Consider the following 25157-nt stretch of genomic DNA (forward strand, 5'->3'; position numbering starts at 1 on the left):
AATATTTCTGTTATACGACTTTTATCAGAAGTTTGAGCGTATATATTTTTTAAGTTTGTGATATATCAACGAATAATTACAGAGCTTGAAAAAAATTCTGGTCATAAACCCCGGATCAACATCCACAAAGATTTCTGTCTTCAGTGACACAGATGAGGTCTTTACTATTACTATAAGACACTCCGCAATTGAACTGGAACCTTATCAAAAGATTTCCGATCAATATGCATTCCGGAAAGAAGTTATCGTTAATACTTTAAAAAACAAAGGCTTTGAGCTTGATAAATTTAACGCGATAGTGGGGCGTGGAGGTTTAATCAGACCTGTGGTTTCAGGTACCTATGAAGTTACGGAACGTCTGTTGAGCGACCTGAAAAAAGGTGTCATGGGCGAACATGCCAGTAATCTTGGTGGAATAATATCCTCTGAACTGGCAAAATCCATACCTAACTGCAAAGCATATATATCAGATCCCGTTGTAGTTGACGAGTTGGAACCGGTTGCGAGGGTCAGCGGTCATCCGCTTTTTGAACGTAAATCAATTTTTCATGCACTGAACCAAAAAGCTACGGCAAGGAAATATGCCCGGGAAACGGGTCGCAAATATGAAGATTTAAATCTGGTGGTAGCACATATGGGTGGCGGTATTACTATAGGTGCACACAAAAAAGGCCGTGTTATAGATGTAAATAATGGCGTTGACGGCTATGGACCATTTTCGCCTGAACGGGCAGGGACAATACCGGCGGGTGATCTCGCTAAATTATGTTTTGAAGGCCGGTATACACTTTATGAGGTAAAACGAATGCTCAACGGACAGGGAGGATTAATGGCACATCTTGGAACAAATCAGGCACATCTGGTTCAGAAAAAGGCTCAGGAAGGTGATCCCAAAAGCAACCTCATTTTATCTGCAATGGCATACCAGGTTGGCAAGGAAATAGGTTCGATGAGCAGTGTTCTGGAAGGTGATGTAGACGCCATTCTGCTCACAGGAGGAATTGCAAACAATACATATGTGGTAGACAGAATTATGAAAATGGTTAAAAATTTTGCTCCTGTAAAAATCTATCCTGGAGAAGAAGAAATGAGAGCCCTGGCTGAAAACACACTCAGGATCTTAAATAACGAAGAAGAATGCAAAATCTACTGACACCTAATCACCACATAGAACATATATATCATTCCTGGGATTAATTATCATTACAGGCTTTTCAGATTTCTTCAGCACATGATATTCTTTTGGTCCAAAGAAGTTATCATCTAAGCCATATGCTCTGGAAGCAGAAATTATGAACATATCTGTATCAGCTGTAAATTTCTTCAAAGCTTCAAATTCTATTTTAAAACTACTCTTTTCCCCATCTGCTATCGTACAACTATTTTTCTGGTTTTTAAGAAATTTTTCAATAAATAATACATTTTTAGCTGCTCTTGTTCCCCGGTCCTTTGGCCTTAATAAGGTTATCTCTGCGCCACAGTATTTAATAAAACTATTGCTCCAGGGAGCTTTTTCTTTTTCTTCGGGTAAAAAACCCACCGGAACAGTAACTCTTTTTATCGATTCTGGCAAATTACAGTTTTCTGAAACACCTGTATATGGAATTCTCAGTTCTCTGAATGCCAGCAGAATTTTTCGTACATGTTTTCTTTGAACCGCATTTGCTGTAGAATAGCTGAATACAATCATTACAGGATCAAATTCACGTACAATTTGCTCCGTAAAGTCAACATCCGGCTTTACAGACAAACGGTCATCCTCTGTATCACCGGTTCCTAAAACAATTAGCTTTCTTTCAAACCTTTTGCTCAGATAGTATGCAAATTCTGAAGCCGGATTTGATTCCGACAGTGTGAAAAGTATGATGGATTGCTTTTCTTTCATTGAGTTTGATTCTCCATTTTGAAAAGTTCCATCAAAAATAAGGAAATATTAGACAACTAAAATCAGACTGCCACTTTCGCCACATTCATCAAATACTGCTTCACATAATCAGACACACCACTTTCAAGTGTAGTGAACGAAGTTGTATAGCCCACTGATCTCAATTTTGAAATATCGGCTTTGGTGTAATACTGATACTGTCCTCTTAATTTTAATGGTGTATCAACATATTTAATATTTGAAGGGAGGCCAAGTGCCTTGAATGTTGCCCTTGCCAAATCAGAAAATGTACGATTAATACCTGTTCCAACATTATAGATTCCTGATGCAGGCATCTCTTCCATATAGAACATCATCACATCACAAACATCATCCACGTAAATAAAATCACGGGACTGATCACCGTCTTTTACATCATCTCTGTGTGAGCGAAACAGATTAACATACCCCTGCTTCTGGATCTGATTAAAGGAATGTAAAACTACACTGGCCATAGAATTTTTATGAATTTCATTACGACCGTATACATTAAAAAACTTCAAACCTGCCCAGAATAAGGGTTTTACCTCTTGCTGCAGAGCCCACATATCAAAATCCTGTTTCGACTGCCCGTAAAGATTTAAAGGTTTTAATTCCGGAATTAATTCATGTTCATCTGAGTATCCGTTTGAGCCATCGCCATAAGTGGCCGCAGAAGAAGCATATAAAAACGGAATACCGTATTTAATACAGCTACTCCAGAGCTTTTTGGTATAGTTAAGATTTAACTCATCAAAAATCCTTTTATCTGTCTGGGTAGTATCAGAACATGCACCCAGATGAAAAATAAATTCAATAAAAAGATGTTTATCCTCGATGAAATCAAATAATTCTCGGTGGGTTAAATTTTTGATATTCAGATCTTCACTGATGTATTGGTTCCTTTCTACGTGCTCCAAATCAACACAAACCAAATCTTTGTAGCCACGCACTAATAACTTCTCCACCAATACGCTACCAATAAACCCCTCTGTTCCTGTGACAATTATCATGTTTTAATTTTCCCCTTTAAACAACAAAAATCACTAAAAATAGTTATGTAATTAACTGGTATTTTTTTCAACGGTAAAAATACAATTTTATTGTTAAGATTTATAAAAAATTACTCAAACGTCTTAATTTTGACAATTCAACCCAATAAAACAAGTACATGAAAGAAGGGAAAGGCTACATAAAGATTGATAAATACGATAAGGAATTAACAGGTGAGATGGCCACTCACTATCGGCAAATCATTGAAAGTCTGGGAGAAGATCCGGAACGAGAAGGACTATTAAAAACACCTCAGAGGGTAGCTAAAGCAATGCAGTTTTTCACACAGGGATATGATCTTGATCCATATGAAACAGTCAAGTCTGCCATGTTTCACGAGGAATATCAGCAAATGGTTATTGTTAAGGATATAGATTTCTTCTCATTATGCGAACACCACATGTTACCATTTTTTGGTAAAGCTCACGTAGCATATATTCCAAATCAGTACATTACCGGTTTGAGTAAACTTGCCAGGGTCGTGGAAATTTTCTCCAGAAGACTGCAGGTACAGGAACGCCTGACAACACAAATAAAAGACTGTATTCAGGAAACATTAAATCCTTTGGGTGTAATGGTTGTTATTGAAGCACAACACATGTGTATGCAGATGCGTGGTATCCAGAAGATTAATTCGATCACAACCACGTCCGATTTTACCGGTGCTTTTACAAGCGCTAAAACCAGGGAAGAGTTTATGGGATTAATCAGGATAAACGGAACCAAATAAATGATAGATACTCATTCGCATATTTATTTAAGCGAATTCGACACGGACAGAACCGATGTAATATCCAGATCTAAAAATGTGGGAGTTGACAGAATAATCCTCCCCAACATTGATTTGGAATCTTATCCCCAGCTTATTTCAACATATAAATCGGACCCGGACTATTTTACAATTCTAAATGGCTTACATCCAACAAGTGTAAATACAGGTTTCAGGGGGGAACTGAATTCTTTACTTGAGATGATAAATGACCATGAATTTAAAGGAATCGGAGAAATTGGCATTGACCTTTACTGGGACAAAACTTATATTAATGAACAGAAAGAAGCGTTTAAAATTCAAATCGATTTTGCCATTCAGCATAATTTGCCTTTCGTAATTCATGCACGGGATTCCTTTTCAGAAATATTTACCGTGTTAAAAGAGTTTTCTCGGGGAAAATTAAATGGTGTCTTTCATAGTTTTACCGGAGGTCTTGAGGAAATTCAGAAAATAAACAAACTCGGGAACTTTTATTTTGGTATAAATGGCGTTGTAACTTTTAAAAACTCAAACTTACGAAACGTTCTAAAAGATATCGGATTGAGCCGATTACTTCTGGAAACCGATGCCCCATACCTTACACCTGTTCCATACCGGGGCAAAAGAAATGAATCATCATATCTTTATTATATTTGCAGGCATATTTCAGAACACACTGGTGACGATCTTCAAAAAGTTGATGAAATCACGACCAGAAATGCAATCGACTTATTCAACTTACAATAATGGTTAAAACACCTACTTCAATCCTGTTGATTTATACAGGTGGTACAATTGGTATGGTTCAGGACCCGGAAAACGGTTCACTCATGCCGATGGATTTTGAAAATATTCTGGTTCAGCTTCCCGAATTAAAACGGCTTGACTGCTGTATAACAGCGCTTTCCTTTGATCCGATTATCGACTCATCAAATATGACCATCGATACGTGGATTAAAATTGCAGAGCTTATTTATAAAAACTACAACGCATTTGACGGCTTTGTCATTCTGCACGGAACCGACACTATGAGTTTTACTGCTTCAGCACTGAGCTTTATGCTGGATGATCTACAGAAGCCGGTCATACTGACAGGCGCACAGCTTCCGCTAGGTATGCTCAGAACTGATGGTAAGGAAAATATTATAACAGCGATCGAAATAGCTTCAGCAAAACTAAATGGGAAAGCTATAGTCCCCGAAGTTTGTATCTATTTTGAGAATAATCTGTTCCGTGGCAACAGAACAACTAAGCATTATTCAGAAAAATTCAATGCCTTTAAATCACATCACTATCCCGCCTTGGCAGAAATCGGCGTCAATATTAATTACAACACACAGTTTATTCATCAAATAGATGAACCACTTCCGCTTAAGCTATCCACTACAATGGATAACCGTATTGCACTGGTCAAGATATTTCCCGGAATGAAGAATTTCATCAATTCCGTTTTGGAATCAAAGGAACTGAAGGCTGTGGTCATTGAAACTTACGGAACAGGAAATGCCCCAACCCACAATTGGTTTCTGGATTCGATAGAATCAGCCATTAAAAGAGGAATTCTTATTGTTAATGTTAGTCAGTGCCCCGGAGGAAGAGTTGAAATGGGCAAGTATGAAACAAGCCTGGATATGTTAAATAAAGGCGTTCTGAATGGATATGACATTACAACGGAAGCAGCATTGACAAAATTAATGTATCTGCTTGGCAGATACGATGATTTAGAAGAGGTTAAATATTGGATCCCCAGATCAATCCGTGGAGAACTCTCCATGAGTTGTTAAAAATACATATTCAATAAAATACTAAAGCTTAAATAAATATCGTTTAAATAATTGGATAAAAAACATTATACCATTTGTTTGAAAAAATTTTTTGTTAACTTCACGGCGCGTTTTTTTCGCCACATTTTTGAAGTAAAATGGTATTAAATTTTTACATTTTAGTTCTTTTATTTTACATTTGAGAGTTCTTTAATTTATTTAGTATTATAAGCCCATTTTTGAAGTTGATTCCAAATATTCAAATTCAAATATTCAGCATCGACAGATTCCATAAAGGGCTCAAAAACACATAATTAAAAACTTTCAGATACTAACTAATGCAAAAGACACAGGTTCTTTGAATGAAATATTGAGTCATTTTGCACTAAATCATGGAGAGGTGCAGGAGTGGCTTAACTGGCACGCCTGGAAAGCGTGTGTTCCTCAAAAGGGAACCGGGGGTTCGAATCCCCCTCTCTCCGCATTATAAAGAATAAATTGAGAAATAATTATTAATAATCGATAAATTAGATTGAAACTAAAGTCAAATTAAATTTTTAGAAATGAAAAAATTATTCGCGTTTTTAGCAGTATTTGGTTTGCTTACTTTCGGAATGTCGCAAATCATTGTAGCACAAGATGAAGCAGCCACTGATGATGTTACTATGAGTGAAGATTCAGCCGCTGTCGATACTACTGCTGCCATGGAGACTGTTGCCAATACAACTGTTGACAATGAGGCTACGACTACTGAATCTGGAGGCATTCATAAAGTAATCAAGAAACAGTTCATTGAAGGTGGTGCCGGATTCATGGGTATTGTAGTTTTATGTCTTATCCTTGGTCTTGCTCTTGTTATTGAAAGGATTATTTATCTTAACCTTTCTTCAACAAACACTAAAAAACTTCTTGAAAACATTGAAACAACACTTAACGAACAAGGTGTTGAAGCAGCATTGGAAGTTTGCCGTAATACACGTGGTCCAATCGCTTCAATTTTCTACCAGGGTCTTAGCCGTTTAGATGAAGGTGTAGATGTGGTTGAAAAAACTGTTGTTTCATACGGAAGTGTTCAGATGGGTCTTCTTGAAAAAGGGTTGACCTGGATTTCATTATTCATCGCGATTGCCCCGATGCTTGGTTTCATGGGTACGGTAATTGGTATGATTCAGGCATTTGATATGATTGCAGCAGCTGGTGAAATCTCACCAACACTTGTTGCTGGTGGTATTAAAGTGGCTTTGATCACAACTGTAACAGGTCTTATCGTTGCAATTATTCTTCAGCTGTTTTACAACTATCTGGTTTCAAAAATCGACAGTATAGTTAATGACATGGAAGATTCTTCCATTACATTGCTGGATATAATTGTAAAATATAACGCTAAGAATTAATTAAATATCGTTTAAAATGTCAGCACACAAAATATCTACATGGGTTGAATATATCCTGATCGCTTTAGCAGTAGTTTCTACTATTGTGTTTTATGGCATCGGATTTCAGGATACAGCACCCGGACCGGATTATACAGACCAGTTTTTAGGTCTTACATATTTATTAGTGGGTTTAGGATTAGGAGTAACATTATTACTCTCAGTTATTAACTTCGTAAAAAAAGTTATTGCTGAACCTAAATCTGCATTAAAATCGCTATCAGGACCGGTATTTATTATCCTGATTTTTGTGGTAGCATATGCAATGTCAGATGGCACACCATTAAAATTACAAGGATATACTGGTACTGATAATGTACCAAGCATGCTGAAATTTGCAGATACCTTTCTGTTTAGCATGTATGCTCTCATTGTCATTGCACTGATTATGACAATTGGCAGTTCTATTATGAAGCTGTTTAAATAAACAAAAGTCATCTACGGATTAATTACTATCCGTTTAAAAAATAAATAAATGGCGAGTCGAAAAATACAGGAAATTAATGCAGGTTCGATGGCAGACATTGCCTTCCTGTTGCTGATCTTCTTCCTTGTAACCACTACCATGGATGTTGACACAGGACTGCAAAGAAAACTTCCACCAATTGAAGAGGATCCTCAGAATACACCTCCAATTAAAGAAAGGAACGTTTTCATTGTAATGATCAACAGTCAGGATCAACTACTCATTGAAAAAGAACCTTCTGACATTTCACAACTTAAGGCAAAAGCTAAAGAGTTCATAAAGAATCCTGAAAACAAAGCAACATTGCCGGAAAAGGAGATGAAATATATTGAAGGTTTAGGCCGTGAAGAATTTGTATGTAAAAATGCCGTTATATCACTTCAGAACGATATGAATACGACATATTCCAAATACATGGAAGTCCAGAACGAACTGGTTGCAGCATACAATGAACTCAGGGATGAATTCTCCAGAAATGAGTGGGGTAAAAAGTTTAAGGAACTGAATGAAGAGCAACAAGAAGCAGTGAGGGAAGTTTATCCAATGAAACTTTCTGAAGCTGAACCTAAAAACGTTAATATGGAATAATATGGCAACATTTAAGAAGAAAAAAAGCGGAGAACAGCAGGCAATCAATACTGCATCTTTACCTGACATTGTCTTTATGTTGCTTTTCTTCTTTATGGTTTCCACAACCATGAGAGAAGTAACGTACAAGGTTGATATCAAATTGCCGAATGCAACAGAGCTTGATAAGCTTGAGAAGAAGTCCCTCGTGAGTTTTATATATATAGGATCTCCTTTACCACAGTACAGAGGAATGTACGGAAGTGGGTCACGTATTCAGTTAAACGACAAGTTTGCAACCCCTGATGACATCATGGGATATATTGCAACAGAACGTGAGAATATGAGTGAAGTGGACAGGCCTAAAATGACCGTATCTCTTAAAGTGGATAAGGACACAAAAATGCAGATTGTATCAGATACAAAATACGCATTACGTAAAGCTCAGGCGCTTAAAATAAACTATTCTGCGCGTAATCCGCAAAAAACGCAATAATACTGATATATTATTACCTTCAAAAGGCTGTCTGAATTTCAGACAGCCTTTTTTTGTCATTTCCAAATTAGGACGACATTTACTTCAATTATTTCTTTACATATATAAATTATTATATCTTTAATAGTTATTAACTAAAAATCCGTACAATGAAAAAAACACTCCTCTCATCATTCTTCTTATTAACAGTCGGCTATGCCATGGCTGGTGGAATTTTAACAAACACAAATCAAAGTGCCATGTTTACACGATTACAGGCACGCGATGCAATCATTGATTTAGATGCCGTTTATTATAATCCGGCTGGCCTGAATTTTCTACCTGATAATGGGCTTTTTGTTTCATTGAATAATCAAACTCTTGGTCAAACAAGAACCATTAAAAGTGATTATATGTATTTAAATGATGGCAATTATCAGGGTAAAGTCTCTGCACCCTTTTTCCCAGGTATCTATGCAGGCTATAAGCTTGACAAAATTGTTATTTCCCTGGGTTTTAATCCAATTGGCGGTGGTGGTGGCGGAATATACGAGAAAGGTCTTCCATCCTTTGAATATCCGGTTGCGGACCTGGTACCTTCCCTGAGCAGCCAGGGTGCGCAAGGCTATAACCTGGATGCATATTTTAAAGGTTCATCTGTATATTTCGGCTATCAGCTTAATGTTTCTTATAAAATTAACGATAAACTGTCAGTAGCCCTTGGCGGAAGATATGTTCAGGCTAAGGAGAGTTATTCGGGCTATTTGAAGAATATTGAATTAAACATGGGTGGAACCTGGATGCCTGCCAGTGATGTTTTAAGTGGTATTGCGGCTCAAGCCAGTGCCGGAGCCACAGCTGCGAGTTCTGCTGCGGCTAATATGGAACCTATTATCACTGCCGGCTATGGCGGATTAACATTCGAACAGGCGCAGAATAATGGCATAATTGACGCTACAACAAGAGCGCAACTGGAAGGCGGGCTTTCAGCATTAGGTATTTCTCCAACAGGTTTAACTCTTGCACAAGCCCAGGGTGCCTATTCAGGTGCAGCCACCAATTTAACCGCTACTGCAGCAAAATCAACAGCAACAGCATCAATTTTGCAGGATCAGGAAGTGGAATATGAAAAAACAGCCTCAGGAATTACACCTATCTTGAGTATAAACTATAAACTAAACGATCAGATAAACTTTGCTTTTAAATATGAACATAAAACTGAACTTATATTTAAAAATTCCACAAAAAAAGACTTTACGACCGGATTTACTTCTGACGGTACTCCTGTAACACAATTTCCGGATGGCGCGAAGGCACATTTGGATTTACCGACACAGATAAGTATCGGAGCGACCTATCGCCCTGTAAAATCTTTACTTATTTCAACAGGATATCATACATTCCTGGATAAGAACGCAAACTGGAATGGGAAAGAACAACTTTTGGACGGCAACAGTTGGGAGTTTGCAATGGGACTTGAGTATATCCTGACAGAAAAAATCTTAGTTAGTGCTGGTTGGCTCAAAACAAGTACTGGTGCCACGGAAGCATACCAAACTGACTTAAGTTACAGCTTACCTACCAATACGTTTGGTGGAGGATTTGCATACGACATTAACAAAATGATAGAATTAAATCTTGGAGGTTCGTATACGATGTACCAGCAAGGTGAGAAGAATTTTTTACATGATATCGGTGGAAGCGGTACCATGGTTCCGGTTAAAGAAACATATGACAAAGATGTTTGGATTGTGTCTCTTGGGCTAAACTTTAAATTTTAAAGCAGAAATCTGGTGTACTAAACTGATAAAAAAGCCATCCGTTGATTGACGGATGGCTTTTTCGCTTTACGCATTACACAATTTCTTTAATCAATAATAGGTATTAACGGATCAACACCAATTGTTCCTTCAAGTTCCCTTAGATATGCAGGAGATTTTACCTTATTCAATTGACTCTTTGCATTTTCAAGATTAGCATTAATGTTTAACTTATCTGCTATTTCCTTGAAACTGGTCTGTTTCAATTTACTTTCAAGGTATGCTATATTTCTTGTCCACAAATCTATATCACGTTTTTGCTTTTCAACCAGGCGTGCATTATACCATTTGCTGTTCAAAACAACATCTCTGTCAAACATTTTCCTTATATCCGGATGATTCCTGTCCTTCCCTTCAAATTTACCTTCAACCATGATACTAACGAGAGCCTTAAGCGGAGGACACAACGTTTCAAATGTTCCATCAGTCATGTATCCTTCGGCCACTCTTTTCTGGGTAATGGATAGATTCTCAACTGACGCCACAAAAGCATCCATATCCTGAAGTTCCGGTTTAAGCATATCCTCTGTAAATACTGCGTCCGGACGACTAAATATACGAGCCATAAAATGCTTCACGAATTTAAGGGTAATTCTGTACCCCAGAAGGCTGGCCTCCACTTCTTTTCCCTTATACTCAAAATTATTCACCTTCTCCAGATAACCGTTATCAATCAGAAATTTCGGATCCCTTTCTGCAACCGTCATTCGGCACCATACTTCCGGTACAAGTAAACTTACATCGTGATCCACTTTATATTTTGGCCCTACATAACCGGCAGCCGATGAAAACCCGTCGTACCCTGTTAATATGTACGACAGAAAAGCATTATTTAAATCAACCGAAGGAAGCAGGGAATTAAACGGACCTTTGGTAAGTGCTCCCTCTGATCCAAATCCGGTGGTCGAAGGAGATTTACCGGTTATACTACACATAAAGTCAATAAAGAGCTCCGGTAATTCCTGGTAATGAATAGGATTATAAACAGCAAGCGGCGGTACATTATTTGCCGGCTCAGCCGGATTATTTCGTCTTCCCGTCAATACCGCATTTACCGGTAAAAATACAGGCTTATCCAATGGAATACCTCTAAATATCCGAGTACTTATTTCGGCAACATATTTATTTGTACCATCAACCAAATCAGGCCGGGTCTGCAAATATCTTGGGTTCTTGGTTGGAACACCATCTACCAATCTTGGTTCTGAGGATATTGCCAGATATTCCGGATTATCACTTTTTAGAAAATTATTAATCAGATCCTTAACCGGTTGTGTATACATTTCAAAGCCAATGGCATCCTCTTTTATATTGAGCACCTGTTCTCTGTTGAGCGGTTCAAAATTTGAAAGGAAAGTATTCGGACTTGAAATATCCTTTTCGCCTTGTTTGTCGTAACCTTTTATCACACAGTCATCCGGACGTTGAAACAGCCTTGCTTCTACATTCTGAACAATCTTTACACTCGGATTTTTATAATCCGCATTAAGATTCTCCAGTTTATCACTTTTAATAATGACCGATGCTGTAATATCATCTTCAACCTGTACCTTCTGAGCTGCGTTAAAGTCCTGACGCAACAGGAACACCCTCCACGCCCCGTCAGTATCCAGACCAACTCTTAAATAGTTGGATATTAGTTTTGTATTATGAAACTTTAATTCATGTCCCGGAATACCGTTTACCTTATCCACGGAAAAATACTTCCTCCAGTTCTCTTTATCCCAGGTAGCATTATAGTTTCCTTTTATAACATACATCAACATTTTTATCGGCTGTGGAATTGACGCGAGCCATTCGTTATATTCATCTGTATACTCTTCTGCAGGTGTCAATAATTTGATAACTGAACCTAAAGATCTTCGTGAACTTAGAATAGAACGTGGTGGATTTTTAGAATAATCCGCAGAAACCTTGAATCGTTTGGAAAAGTCCTTATTCATGATTTCCTCAATCATATCAAGATCCTTCTGCATATCTCCAATAATAACCGGCCCCTGGATCATAGCATCCTGTATGGACTTTGATATCTCGGATTTTCCTCCTCCAGAAACCGTACAAGGCTTATGACACAATGTACCTTCCGGAACAGTTCCTACAAGATGCCAACGCGAGGTTCCGCGTCTTTTACGCATTTCAACCTTATATCCTGTTGGATAGATATAATGCTTATATGGCAGTAATTTAATGCTCCTTTCAGTCCCTTTCACCAACCAGGATATCTTTTGGTTCATCAAATCGAACAGTGCATCCTCTGGCACATAAATAATATTGTTATAATTTTTATCAATAGCGTATCCTTCATGCTTAAGGTCCATGACATCGCCGAATTTATATAACATTTCAGCAAACGTCATATCGTTTGAAGGCAACCTCTCATCCAGATAAAATTTCTCACCAAGGTTATAACTTCTGAATGCCAAAGCACCACCGGCATGTTCTTCTTCCGCTAGTCCGTACAGGTTTGCCGAATAGCTTATCATTGTCTTAACCTCTTTCTTGCAATAACCAAAATAGTTATCTGCAATAATGGTTATTGCCACTCCCCTTTCATCCCTTGCAGTAATTTTAAATGCACTGCCATCGTTATACAGTTCTTCATCAGACTTCCAGCACATGCCATCTTTTCGTTGCTTCTCTGTAGCATTATCATAATGAGGAAGTCCAAGTTCTTTCTTGGTATGTTTTGTAATATGTGGAGCAAGTATCACACACCCGGTATGCCCGGTCCAGAAATCGGGACTTAATGCGGCATCATTTTCAGGCAAAATAGGATCACCGGCGTTGCCAAAAATTGATTCGACAAAATCAAGGTTACTTACAAGGCTTCCTGGTGCCAGAAAGCGAATCTCCATAGACTTTTCCTTATTCACCCCTTTTACCTCTGGCACTACAATTGGGCGAAGTAATAAACTTACAAATAGTTCAGCCTCTTCTTCCTGTCCTGCAGTGTAAGGTAGTTTCATTATTTCCTTCGGCGGATTTAAAGCACTCTGCAGCAGTTTTGCAAACGCAATTTTAGGAACAGCTTTTTTATCATTGGGAATAGGCAAACCTCCCTCACAGACATGAAATACGCCCTTTGTAGTCCGCCTGTCATTTTTGGGATTATGTAAAATTCCCTGGCTTATCCTATATGATTTTATTAAATCTGTTTCATATAAATCAGAGTCCGGTGGAACAGATACTGTTTTAGCTATTCCGTGTCTGTCGAGATTAAGTGGTCGTTTCGGAAATTCAATTTTTATCTCTCCGGGGACATCTTTTAGATAGGAATCAAGGAAGGACTCAATACGAATCCCAATTGGGGATATTTCACCGGGTAAAAATCTGGATTGTTCTTTAAAATTGTCGAACAAAGGTTGCGCCATTTCCAGAAATCTTGACGTAGAGTTACTGTTATACACAGGATAACCCAATGCAGCGAGCTTCAAATTTATGTACTGAATCATCTTTTTGTCAGATACATCAGATTTTTTTGCATCAATACCAATTCCAAATGTGCGTTTTACTGTCATTTTTATATTGTTTTTTTATCTTCTGAACCGTATTACAAATTTAGGCAATTAATGTTTTACAACATATTTTCAAGAGGTTAAAATATGATAACATTTTAATAACCCAAAGCCGGATAATCCCGGTGAATTACTACAGCCTTCTGTCATCTTGAACCCTACGTCATATTAACAGAGTAAATGCTTTAAATGTTGATGGAATAAGTGATAATGAAAGTAAAATCAGGACAATATCAATACTTGTAGACTACATCCTTGCCAAACGGAGCAAACGCCAGCCGGGCCATTTTAAAATGTTGTTGCCCCCAGGGAATTCCTATTATAGTTATAAAAAGTAAAATGCCGAATAAAATATGGGTTACAAGTATCCAGAAACCTCCGATGATAAACCATAAAATATTCATTGGAATTGTAATGCAACCATCCGGCTCGTTGCGATCCTGTATCCTCTGATTGAAAGGCCACAATGCAAACATTCCAAGTTTCATACATTGAATGCCAAAGGGAATACCAATGATAGTTACCATAAGTGCTAAACCTGATACAAAATATTCAATCGCAACGGCAAAACCACCAAATATCAACCAAATAATATTCCCCAAAAATCTCATATTGTGATAATTTCAAGTTTTTAAAATAATGATTTGAAAGAAATCAAAATCAACTTTAAAAATAAAGGTTAATATAATATTTTCAAAATATATTTTTTATGTTATATAAAAAAAGCCATTCATCTTACGATAAATGGCTTTTTAATATAATGTATTTCAATTTATTCTTTCTCAATCTTTAATGTCTGAGTTGTCAGGTCACACACTTCGGTTGGTCCAAAATACTGAATAGGACCAGGATAAACAAAAGCAGTTTCAATAGCCCATTTTTCCCTGTTTTCTTTAAATTTAAGGAATGGCTTACCTTCCAGTTCAACCAAAGCCTTCTGAATTACAGGTTTCATGTGACCGTGCCGACGTTCCATATTCATCATCATAGTAACCGGAACCCCACCTGCAATCCATTCATCCGCAGGAGCAGTTGTATTGCGAACAGATGCCATATAACCGGTTTTACCTTCACCTATGAGCATAGATGCGGTATAACCAAGTGAAAAACAGTAATCGGCATCAAAATTAGATGGAGCAGCACAACGACCTTCGTATCCAAAGAAATGGTTCAGTGCAGAGAATTTACCTTTAAACTCTTTTGCTTTTTTCATTTCTGAAAGTTTGGCATCAACCATTTCAATCAACAGTTTTTCTGTCTCAATCCGAGAAACCTGAACGTTACCGTGCGGGTCACGATCTAATGTTAACTGGGTAGCAATACTATCCGGAAGTGATTTAAATACTTCTGATGAATGTGCTGAAAGCTTGCCTGCAACCCACTCATTTCTATGAGATTTTTTAATATGCTTAAATTCCGTATCTGAATCGGTTCCTTCTGCCAGAAGTTCGTTCAATTCAGAAATAAGAATCTTCATTTCAGGGATAAATTCAACTAATCCTTCAGGTATAAGAATTACACCGAAATTGTGACCTTCAGCTGCCCTGTTACTAATAGTCTCTGCCACGTTTGCCACAATTTCTGCCAACGTTTGTTTCTTCTGAGCCACCTCTTCCGAAATCAGACAAATATTAGGCTGTGTTTGAAGTGCACATTCCAGTGCGATGTGAGAAGCCGAACGTCCCATCAACTTAATAAAGTGCCAGTATTTTTTTGCTGAGTTGGCATCACGCATAATGTTACCTATCAACTCACTGTAAACTTTACAGGCCGTATCGAAACCAAACGAAGTCTCAATCATTTCGTTTTTAAGGTCGCCATCAATTGTCTTAGGACAACCAATCACCTGAATTCCTGCTTCTTTTTGAGAATAATATTCAGCCAAAACACATGCGTTTGTATTGGAATCATCACCACCAATAACAACCAGTGCATTTATACCGAGCTCCTTACAAATCTCAATACCTTTATCAAATTGCTTTTCTTCCTCAAGTTTTGTACGGCCTGATCCGATAATATCAAAACCACCGGTGTTACGATACTCATCAACAATTTCTGCAGTTAATTCCATGTATGAATGATCAACCAATCCACTTGGACCACCCAGGAAACCATACAATTTATTATCCGGATTTAAAGCTTTTAATCCATCAAATAATCCTGAAATCACATTGTGCCCACCCGGTGCCTGACCTCCTGATAAAATCACGCCTACATTCATTACAGGATATTCTCTAACAGAACCTGATTCGAATGTCAACAACGGCATTCCATAAGTATTAGGAAAAAGTTTGGCTATTTCTTCCGGATCAGCCACACTATTTGTTTTTTCACCTACCACAAGCGCTACAGGACCCTGTAATGATTTAGGCAGTTTTGGAGCATATGCTGCTCTGGCAATTTGTAACGGACTCTTTAACATTGTTCTGACTTTATTAATTTATACTGAATTTTTTCTTTAATTAACGGAGGTGCAAATTTTACGATTTTTTTTGATTTTTAAAAGTTTTCATTCACATTAATCTCCCTGAGATCACGGCCTAAAGAAACTTTAACAAATTAGAAATGAGACCGCAAAAAGCACTGAAAATAAAAAAGTTGACAACGATAATTCTCTTAGCAGCGGATCAAGCGAAGCTCCCTCACGCTTTATTACCTTTTGCAAATGCACCACAAACAAGGGCATAGCCAACAAGAAAATGAGATTAAAAACGGAGCAATATGAAAGCGAAAGATAAAGCACTGCCGATAACCATCCTAACGTAATCAGGGATATATGATAATTTTTAGCACGCTTTAATCCCAGTCTTACAGGTATAGTATGTTTCCGGTGAATTTTGTCGTTTTCAATATCCCGCATGTTGTTGAGATTCAAGACCCCGACAGAAAACAATCCCAAAGTTAATGCAGGCAGAAAGATCCGGATATCTAGCATGAGTGTTTGCACATAGTAACTTCCTGCCACGCCAACCAGACCAAAAAAGATAAAGACAAAAAAATCACCCAAACCTGAATAACCAAATGCTCCTTTCCCGACCGTATATTTTATGGCTGCCCAGATAGCGGCAATACCTAAAAAAAAGAACATTACAAGTTCTGGAAATTTCTCTTCGGGAAAACTGATATATAATAACAACAAACCTGAAATCAACGATAGCAGGACAAAAGCTATTATCATCCGTTTCATTTTCTGGTGTGTGATCTTTCCGGACTGAACTGATCGTAATGGTCCAACCCTGTTCTCATTATCCGTCCCCTTTTCTGAATCGCCGTAATCGTTTGCCAGATTAGACAAAATCTGCAAAAAAACAGTGGTAATCAGAGTGAGTATAAAAACGAGAGGTCTGAAAAGTCCTTCTCTGACAGGCAACAGCCCACCAGTAATAACTGATGCCAGGGCAAGAAATAATGTTCTTAACCTGAACGCTTCAATCCAGTTTTTTAACCGTTGCAACAAATTATAAATTTTATGCTGTATAAATCGGGATCAAATTGGCCGTTTTGTGAACCGCAGCCTCTGTCCTTTTACGGATTCATCGAAAATTCCGACATCATAAACTTTGTGTCCGTTAACAAACGTGGTCATTATGGAATGGGAAAAGGTCATCCCTTCTAGTGGCGACCAACCGCATTTATAAAGTATATTATCTTTTGTCACTTTACTTGCATTATCCGGGTCAACCAAGACGAGATCAGCTTTATATCCTTCCCTTATAAAACCGCGTTCTTTGACGTTGAATAAAACAGCCGGAGCATGGCACATTTTCTGAACCACCTTTTCGTAAGAAAGCTTCTTGTTTTTCACGAACTCTAGCATTGCTACCAAACTATGCTGAACCATCGGGCCACCAGACATTGCTTTCAAAGCTCCTCCGTGCTTTTCCTCCCACAGGTGTGGCGCATGATCTGTAGCTACTACATCCACCTTGTCACTTATAATCCCTTGCAATAAAGCCTCCTTATCCTCTTTGGTTTTAACCGAAGGATTCCATTTTATGAGCGTACCTTTGGTACTATAATCCGAATCATCGAATAACAGATGATGTACACAGACTTCTGCTGTGATATTCTTTTCCCTCAGTGGCTTTGAATTATCGAATAACTCAAGTTCCTTTTGGGTAGAGAGATGCAATATATGTAATCTTGCATTGAATTTTTTTGCTAGGCTTACAGCAAACGATGACGACAAATAACACGCCTCAGCACTTCGGATCAAAGGATGTTGTTCAATTGGTACATCCTCACCAAACTGCTGCTTTGCTTTTTGAATGTTTGCCTGAATGGTTGCTTCATCTTCACAATGTGTAGCAATTAGCAGTGGTATTTCCGAAAAAATATTTTCCAGGGTCTCCTTGTTATCCACCAGCATATTACCTGTTGAGGAACCCATAAATATTTTCACTCCACACACCTGCTCCGGATCAACCTTCTTTAATTCTTCAATATTGTCGTTTGTAGCACCCATAAAAAACGAATAATTCGCAAGGGATTTTTCAGAGGCAGACTTATATTTATCCTCAAGAATTTCAATTGTTACTGCCTGTGGTTTGGTATTTGGCATCTCCATATAGGATGTTATACCGCCAGCCACTGCTGCTTTTGCCTCAGTATAGATATCACCCTTATGTGTCAGACCAGGATCGCGGAAATGTACCTGATCATCTATCACACCGGGGAGCAGTATTAATCCGGTTGCATCAATCAGCTGAATATCCTTGAATGATTGCGGATCAACCTCAGTCTTAAAAATCTCTTTAATAACCTCATCCTCAATCAATACAGAACCTGCAAACCTTTCGTTTTCATTTATAATTTCTGCATTGAATATTAGTATTTTATGTGTCATATCAGGCTGCGTTTTTCTGAGGGTACTTTTTGAAATAACTGCGTAATTTCAACTTTAATACGCCCCAAACGGCTTCATTAAAAATACCACCGCTCATTTTCGAGGTTCCGAGAACGCGGTTCACAAATACAATCGGGACCTCCTTAATAGTAAATCCACACTTAAACGTTGTGAATTTCATTTCGATCTGAAAGGCATATCCTTTGAACCTGATCGCATCCAGATTGATAGTTTCCAGAACCTGCCTCCGATAACATTTAAAACCGGCAGTAGTGTCAAATACTTTCATACCGGTTACTATTTTTACATATTTTGAAGCAAAGTATGACATTAACACACGACCAATTGGCCAGTTAACAACATTTACTCCGCTGATATATCTTGAACCAATGGCCAGATCTGCTCCTTCTGACTCACATGCATGTAATAGCCGGGGAAGATCATTGGGATTATGCGAAAAATCGGCATCCATTTCAAAAATAAAATCATATTTTCTTTCGATGGCCCATTTAAAACCTGCAATATAAGCAGTCCCAAGTCCCTGTTTTCCCTGACGTTGAACCATGAATAAGCGGTCATCGAACTCTTTCTGAAGTTTTTTTACAATGTCTGCAGTACCATCGGGTGAACCATCATCAATAATAAGAATATGAAACCCTTCTTTAAGATCTGTTACAGCGCGGATTATGTTCTCAATGTTCTCCTTCTCGTTGTAAGTTGGAATGATTACTACACTTTTTGCCATGTGCTTTTATATGTCTTTAGCTTCTTTTTTATAAATAAGGACTACTGCATAAGCCGAAATTCCTTCTTCCCGCCCTTCAAATCCCAATCGTTCTGTTGTAGTTGCCTTTAATCCAACACTGTTTTTATCTATATTCAGTACTTCTGCCAGTTTCCGCTTCATATCAGACATAAAGTCGGCAAGCTTTGGTTGTTGTGCGGCTATTGTACAGTCTATGTTTCCTATCACGTAGCCCGATTCACTCAGCAGTCTCACAACTTTTAGCAACAATTTTTTACTGTCTACATTTTTAAATGCATCATCGGTATCAGGAAAATAATGCCCGATATCCCTAAGTCCGGCAGCACCCAACAGAGCATCTGAGAGTGCATGAATCAGGACATCTCCGTCAGAATGAGCAACTGTTCCTTTTGTATGAGGAATTTCAACACCACCGAGCCACAAAGATTCGCCTTCGGCTAACCGGTGAACATCATATCCGAAACCTACTCTGAAATCCATACTGCATCAATTTTGTTATTGCAAAAGTAGCAAAAGATGAAGATACAAAAAAGGCCGGGTTGACCGGCCTTTAATTTAAATTATTTCAAATATGTTATATCAATTTAAAAAAGATTAATCCAATTGATAATCTGTGCTATTGTCCGTTAATCATTTTTTGCAATCCATCAACTCCAAAGGACAAAGTAAATCTTAAAGTATTTGCCAGAGGGCTGGTTGAATCAGTTGGAATCAGATACGAAACATCCAGACTCAACACATTCATTTTAAAGCCTGCACCAGCAGAAAAGAAAGTTCTGTTTCCTTTAATTGCAGATTCATGATAATAACCACCACGAATGAAGAACATTTCATCGTACACATACTCCAGACCAGCTGACCACATTATCTCCTGCATCTCTTCCTTGAATCCGCCCGGAGCATCGCTAAAAGAGCGTACTGCCCCTACCAATACGTTCATATCGTTTCTAATCTGCGCATCTTTCTCAGCATCAACAGCATCATAACCACCAGGTGTTGGCACCAGTAATTTTGAGAATTCCACTGAAGCAGATAGTTTATTGTATTCATCAATAACCATTCCCCAGGTTGTACCTAAACGAAGTGTGGTTGGAAGAAAATACTGCTCGGTTTCATTATAAGACATTTTGTTACCGAGATTAGAAATACTTAATCCTACATTATAATCTACATCATACCCACTGATTTCCGTTTCTTTTGTATAAAATGATGAGATATCTGCAGCAAAGGAACTACCTGCGCGATAATCTTCACTCCCCTGTTGGGTAGCACCACCACTCAGGTCCGAATAAATATACCTGAATGTAACAGCTCCAGTTACATAATCAGAAAACTTTCTGGAATATGCCGCATCCAGGGCAAATTCATTTGGTTTAATGGTTCCAAGTCCGAAACCCGTCTCATCTGTCCACTGTATCTCTCCCAACGAGAAGTACTTCATAGATGCACTGATTGCATGTAAATCACTTAGCTTATAATATCCTGACAGGTAGAAAAGTCCAATATCATTAACCAGCGCTCTCAACCACGGTGTATATGAAAAAGTAAACCCGAATTCGTCGGTAGTATACGGATATTTTGCAGCATTCCAATATTGTGAATTAAAGTCTGCAGATGTTGAAACACCGATATCACCCATAGCACTCGAACGTGAATCCGGTGCGATAGTTAAAAATGGTGTCGCAGTTGTAATAACATTGCTGGTATTCTGGGCAGATAACGCACCTGTAACAACAACAAATAAAAGCATTAATTTCGATCTAAACTTCATATTTCCTAACTTAATTAATACGCTTCTAAAAAACATTTTTCTAAAACGCAAAGAAACTGTAAATTATTTTATTAACCAACCAAAAACTAATTAACAATAAGTTTTTGAGCTGCCCCCAAACTCTCCTTACCGTTCTGAGATATACGCACCCTGTAAAAATATATTCCCCGATTAACTTTTCTACCTGACATATCCGTCAAATCCCAATTAAGAGGATTTGAAGTATTGTCGGCACTATATGCTATCTGGCTTAATGTATTTATAAGCTGACCATTGGTAGAAAAAATGTCAATTTGAATATCCAGAACCGATTCCGGACGGTTATGATCAAATTCAAAATTCACATAAGACATAGCCGGATTCGGATAACAGGTAACCTTCGTTATATCAGGTTTATCATTCTTATCCACCACAAATTTCAGTTCTGCTGAAGATGAATTATTATAAATATCCCAGACACGGAAATGCAACGTATGTTCTCCTTCATCGAGATTGCTGAGTTTATACCTAACCTGCCCCTCAGACGATCCTATCAAAGGTTGAAAATAATCATTTAGTATATAGGCCTGATACGGATCATCATCCAGGGTCAGCATAATATCATGACCAATGCCCAAGCCTGAAGTATTAATTCCACTCTGATCTACAATATCTGCAAAAAACAACGGATTGGAACTTACCGAAGCTCCATTGGTGAAACCAGTGCTGTTCAGATACAATGACAGCTCAGGGCCCGCATCATCTGCAATAAAGTTATCATTGAACCCACCAATCTTTATTTCCTCCGTATATCCCTTTGCTTCAGCATCTTCTGAAGTTGCATAATATACAATCCTACCGCTTCCAACCATGTAATTTATCTCTTTGGGTATCATGAACTCAAACTCAAACTTTCCATCCTCAACCTTTGCCTTACCATTAAATATGGCTTTATCCCATAATTTGAAGGTAAGTGGTCCACTATTAATATAATCGGCAGCATCGTTCATTAGGGTTGTAATCGTGGAAATCTTGTCGTATACTTTAATATACACATCACCATTAAAAAAAGTAGCCGTATCGCCATTCAGATCTTCAATATATCCACTCACTGTAGCACTTTCAAGAGCTGCGATTGTATCATTATCAGTTTCAAAACTGATATTACCGTTAACAGAAGAAGTTTTAACGGTTAGTTGGGGTTGTAACATCCTTAGAGCCGGATCACCCAGAAGCATAAATTTACGCTTATTGGCTCCGGTTCCGGTGTGACTTTTTGTTTCGCGACAAATATCACCTAATCTATATGGTTCTCCACTATTATCCAACGTGAAGGCATAGTCAAAAAAATTGTTATTAATGGTATAATTGGAACTTGAAAAAACAAGACGTGTGGTTGTAAAGAGTGATACACCTCCTCCTCCCTGACTCAGTAGCACCCATTCACCAGCTGAAGTACTCTCTTTCATATCAAACCGGCTGAATTCACAGGTAGCTGTCACCCAAACCGGCAGATTATTAAGATTGCTTAATGCCTTAACCATATTCTTTGTTACAATCTTTTCATCTGTAAGTCCTGTTATTCCTCCATGCCCTGAATAATTCAACAGCAGTACCCCTTTTTGAAGATCCCTCTCCAACGCCTTATTAGCATCAGGGTATGATGGACCAGAGGCGTCAATCACCTGTTGATAGGCATCAAGTAATATTTTATCCACGACCATATCGGGATGTAGTCTCATCACTTTATCTGCCATAAGATTAGCATCCCGCATATGGGTATTGCCGTCTCCATCATCCGCAACAAAGGTGACTGAATTTTTCCACATGTTTCTATTCAGATTCTCGTTATAGTATTTTGATTTAGCTACCATTGCTTTGGCCTCTTCTATTGTATACACAGGATAACGCCCTATACCAATATCCACTTTATCACTATTTCCAAGCGATCCTTCAGCATCATCAAGAATACCGTAATAATCATCTGTTACGTATGTATTAGCCTGATGCAAAGATTCATCAGACTCAAAAGTTATTACCCTGTTACGCTCCAGGTCCACGCCTGGCCTGTTATCAAAAGTTCCATCTCCGAATATAAGCAGATACTTAAGACGATTTTCGTTATCTGTACCTCTGTCGTACAACATTTTCATAAACCAACGAATAGCTGTCACATCAGGCTGACCACATGAAAATTCATTATAGATTTGTTCCGGTGTCACAATCAATACCTTCAAGCCTTCGGATGTATGCATGTCGTATAAGTCCTGAGCCATACCCTCACCCAGAAAATCTTTATTTGAGACAATAACCATATCAACACCGGTTTTAGCATGCAGATTCTGATTTTCAACATCACCGATTACTTCTGGTTTTGGAAAAGAACCTTTCGGATTCAGTGCTACATAATTTCGCAACGATGAAGCATCATCCATGAATGAGATTGTACCGTTTGTGTTTGAAGTTGCAACTTTTTCAATGTTCAGCCGATCAGTTACATCCAATACAACTGTATTAGCACTGGCACCTTCTACTGTAAAACGATGTGACTTACCCTGACCAGTATTGTAAGGGTACCTGAACTGTAATTCGTCCCCAATCATTTGTAACGGTCGAACCACATTCACCCTCACAAAATCAATCCAGCCAGTAGCTGAATTATCTGCACTAAACAGCTGCAAAATAATGTTGATATCCGATGAAACAGGTGTAAATATTTTGTCTAAATCTCTGGTGTAAGCAAAGATACTTATCTCTGAACTTACCGTAGACGGTATGGACAGTGATCCAAGTAATCCGTCATTATAATTCACGTACACGCTTGATCTGGCTTCTAATGATCTGGCTACATAAGATACGTAAACTTTCGATTCATCATTGGTGGAGATTGTTGGGAAACTAAAAGAGACTGTTTGCGTCGTACCTTCATCCATTTTAGGACCATACCAATCATCACCTGAGTCTAAAAGGTTCTCTGCCATAGGTTCATAAACTGCATAATCCACAAATGTCGTAACCTCATCATCCGCATCATTAATTGTGTCGGGTTTTGTTTTCAACTCTTTTAATGATCCTGAACCTGATGTTAAAAAATAATAGGCTTTGTCACTAAAAGGATGTTGTGTTTGAACAAACTGTTGCGATGCATCATCCCAGGTCCATTTGTAAGTTCCAACAGCATAAAACAGGATATAATCTCCATTGTTAAAAACCCCATCCGAGCCTTTTTCAACCCAAACCGCCACTTCATTCAAATCATCGTATTTGTAATTTGCAATAAATTTATCCAGAACCTGTCCTCCATTACCGTAAATTTTAACGGTATTCGGATCAAGCCCCATACTGTTTATATCACTGTATGTAAGCTTATAAATTCCTGTATTTTTAATGGCGACTTTTACCCATTTCCCGGTGGCAAGAGCCGATGACTGTTTAAAATAGTCAGTCTTATCCAACGTTGCAGATTTTAGTTTAACAACCGGTTGCTTAACAATATCAACTGTAAATGATTTTAAACCTTCAATGACATTTCCATTTTTACGTAATGGTATAACGGTAATATCCAGCGCACCGTTCCCTCTTGACATGGTAACATAATGCTCTATAATTGCCGAATCGGAAATAAAATCCATGCCCTGAATTTGTTGGTTTGTATTAACTGGCAGTGGCTCCCATTTCTGATTCTTTAGGGTGACACTAAAATCAACATTGCCAAAATCTCCCTGATTAATTGGGACATAGGTATAATACTGTGGTAAATATCCATACTCATCCGAATTCTGCGCACCTTCAAAGTTCAAAAAACCTATTGAATCTTCCTTTGTTACCTGTCCCAGCGTGTTATACCAATTAAGACTAACATTAATCTGAGCATTCAGAACAGAAAAACCACAAACAAAAAATATTAATATGAATCTCTTTAACATATTATTTAAAATTGGTCACTAAAATAGATAAGTTTTACAATTCAAAAAACTTTTCTGGTGAGTAATGACAGTTAGAGTAATTTCAGTTATAACGCAATCATTCAAAAAATATTTTACAATTTT

20 protein-coding genes and 1 tRNA gene are annotated in these 25157 nt (G+C 38.0%); 10 read left to right on the forward strand and 11 right to left on the reverse strand.

From position 1 onward, the window contains the following. Positions 1–85: 85 nt before the first annotated feature. On the forward strand, positions 86–1153 hold the full coding sequence (gene buk / locus ACE1ET_RS12565) for a butyrate kinase (protein ID WP_375728759.1): 1068 nt from the start codon (positions 86–88) through the stop codon (positions 1151–1153). A 3-nt stretch (positions 1154–1156) separates the two neighbouring features. Here buk and ACE1ET_RS12570 read toward each other — a convergent pair whose 3' ends face one another. Together ACE1ET_RS12570 and rfaD are read right to left on the reverse strand one after the other, a co-directional pair. Beyond that, positions 1157–1885 carry a hypothetical protein gene (locus ACE1ET_RS12570; RefSeq protein ID WP_375728760.1) on the reverse strand — a complete coding sequence of 243 codons (729 nt, stop codon included), beginning with the start codon at positions 1883–1885 and terminating at the stop codon, positions 1157–1159. A 62-nt stretch (positions 1886–1947) separates the two neighbouring features. Then, the gene (gene rfaD / locus ACE1ET_RS12575) at positions 1948–2916 is read right to left on the reverse strand and encodes an ADP-glyceromanno-heptose 6-epimerase (protein WP_375728761.1); all 969 of its coding nucleotides are present in this window, start codon (positions 2914–2916) and stop codon (positions 1948–1950) included. Between the two features lie 158 nt (positions 2917–3074). Here rfaD and folE point away from each other — a divergent pair, with 158 nt between their 5' ends. From folE to ACE1ET_RS12620, 9 genes are all read left to right on the forward strand, one after another. Further along, entirely contained in the window at positions 3075–3686 is a 612-nt protein-coding gene (gene folE, locus ACE1ET_RS12580; protein ID WP_375728762.1) for a GTP cyclohydrolase I FolE, read from the forward strand. After that, positions 3687–4454 carry a TatD family hydrolase gene (locus ACE1ET_RS12585; protein ID WP_375728763.1) on the forward strand — a complete coding sequence of 256 codons (768 nt, stop codon included), beginning with the start codon at positions 3687–3689 and terminating at the stop codon, positions 4452–4454. Beyond that, on the forward strand, positions 4454–5491 hold the full coding sequence (locus ACE1ET_RS12590) for an asparaginase (protein WP_375728764.1): 1038 nt from the start codon (positions 4454–4456) through the stop codon (positions 5489–5491). Before ACE1ET_RS12585 ends, ACE1ET_RS12590 begins: the two co-directional genes overlap by 1 nt. Before the next feature lie 373 nt (positions 5492–5864). Beyond that, a tRNA-Ser gene (locus tag ACE1ET_RS12595) sits at positions 5865–5952 on the forward strand. 81 nt (positions 5953–6033) lie between these two features. Further along, complete coding sequence (locus ACE1ET_RS12600; protein ID WP_375728765.1) at positions 6034–6864, forward strand: MotA/TolQ/ExbB proton channel family protein; 831 nt, start codon at positions 6034–6036, stop codon at positions 6862–6864. Positions 6865–6880: 16 nt separating this feature from the next. After that, entirely contained in the window at positions 6881–7330 is a 450-nt protein-coding gene (locus tag ACE1ET_RS12605) for a hypothetical protein (RefSeq protein WP_375728766.1), read from the forward strand. A gap of 48 nt (positions 7331–7378) precedes the next feature. Then, positions 7379–7957, forward strand: coding sequence for an ExbD/TolR family protein (locus ACE1ET_RS12610; RefSeq protein ID WP_375728767.1), 579 nt, complete (start codon positions 7379–7381; stop codon positions 7955–7957). A 1-nt stretch (position 7958) separates the two neighbouring features. Further along, positions 7959–8432, forward strand: coding sequence for an ExbD/TolR family protein (locus ACE1ET_RS12615; RefSeq protein ID WP_375728768.1), 474 nt, complete (start codon positions 7959–7961; stop codon positions 8430–8432). A gap of 149 nt (positions 8433–8581) precedes the next feature. Further along, the gene (locus ACE1ET_RS12620) at positions 8582–10192 is read left to right on the forward strand and encodes an OmpP1/FadL family transporter (protein WP_375728769.1); all 1611 of its coding nucleotides are present in this window, start codon (positions 8582–8584) and stop codon (positions 10190–10192) included. A gap of 86 nt (positions 10193–10278) precedes the next feature. Here the strand turns inward: ACE1ET_RS12620 and ACE1ET_RS12625 are convergent, their stop codons facing one another. The 9 genes from ACE1ET_RS12625 to porU all read right to left on the reverse strand — a co-directional run bounded on the left by ACE1ET_RS12625 (position 10279) and on the right by porU (position 25034). Beyond that, the gene (locus tag ACE1ET_RS12625) at positions 10279–13749 is read right to left on the reverse strand and encodes a PPi-type phosphoenolpyruvate carboxykinase family protein (RefSeq protein WP_375728770.1); all 3471 of its coding nucleotides are present in this window, start codon (positions 13747–13749) and stop codon (positions 10279–10281) included. A 230-nt stretch (positions 13750–13979) separates the two neighbouring features. Then, the gene (locus tag ACE1ET_RS12630) at positions 13980–14357 is read right to left on the reverse strand and encodes a YccF domain-containing protein (protein WP_375728771.1); all 378 of its coding nucleotides are present in this window, start codon (positions 14355–14357) and stop codon (positions 13980–13982) included. A 161-nt stretch (positions 14358–14518) separates the two neighbouring features. Then, the gene (locus tag ACE1ET_RS12635; RefSeq protein ID WP_375728772.1) at positions 14519–16168 is read right to left on the reverse strand and encodes a diphosphate--fructose-6-phosphate 1-phosphotransferase; all 1650 of its coding nucleotides are present in this window, start codon (positions 16166–16168) and stop codon (positions 14519–14521) included. Positions 16169–16297: 129 nt separating this feature from the next. Continuing rightward, positions 16298–17200, reverse strand: a complete 903-nt coding sequence (locus ACE1ET_RS12640) for a 1,4-dihydroxy-2-naphthoate polyprenyltransferase (protein WP_375728773.1) — start codon at positions 17198–17200, stop codon at positions 16298–16300. Positions 17201–17233: 33 nt separating this feature from the next. Further along, positions 17234–18592, reverse strand: a complete 1359-nt coding sequence (locus ACE1ET_RS12645) for a dihydroorotase (RefSeq protein WP_375728774.1) — start codon at positions 18590–18592, stop codon at positions 17234–17236. A gap of 1 nt (position 18593) precedes the next feature. Then, positions 18594–19337, reverse strand: a complete 744-nt coding sequence (locus ACE1ET_RS12650) for a polyprenol monophosphomannose synthase (protein WP_375728775.1) — start codon at positions 19335–19337, stop codon at positions 18594–18596. Positions 19338–19343: 6 nt separating this feature from the next. Next, positions 19344–19838 (reverse strand): 2-C-methyl-D-erythritol 2,4-cyclodiphosphate synthase, encoded by a 495-nt coding sequence (gene ispF / locus ACE1ET_RS12655; RefSeq protein ID WP_375728776.1) that lies wholly within the window; start codon positions 19836–19838, stop codon positions 19344–19346. A gap of 136 nt (positions 19839–19974) precedes the next feature. Continuing rightward, a complete protein-coding gene (gene porV, locus ACE1ET_RS12660; protein WP_375728777.1) occupies positions 19975–21129 on the reverse strand; it encodes a type IX secretion system outer membrane channel protein PorV in 1155 nt (384 codons plus the stop codon). An 86-nt stretch (positions 21130–21215) separates the two neighbouring features. Beyond that, positions 21216–25034: a type IX secretion system sortase PorU gene (gene porU / locus ACE1ET_RS12665; RefSeq protein ID WP_375728778.1), complete on the reverse strand. Its 3819-nt coding sequence runs from the start codon at positions 25032–25034 to the stop codon at positions 21216–21218. Positions 25035–25157 lie beyond the last annotated feature (123 nt).

Source organism: Quyinboa mangrovi (genome assembly GCF_042219825.1).
Lineage (GTDB): Bacteria > Bacteroidota > Bacteroidia > Bacteroidales > UBA5342 > JBHJHP01.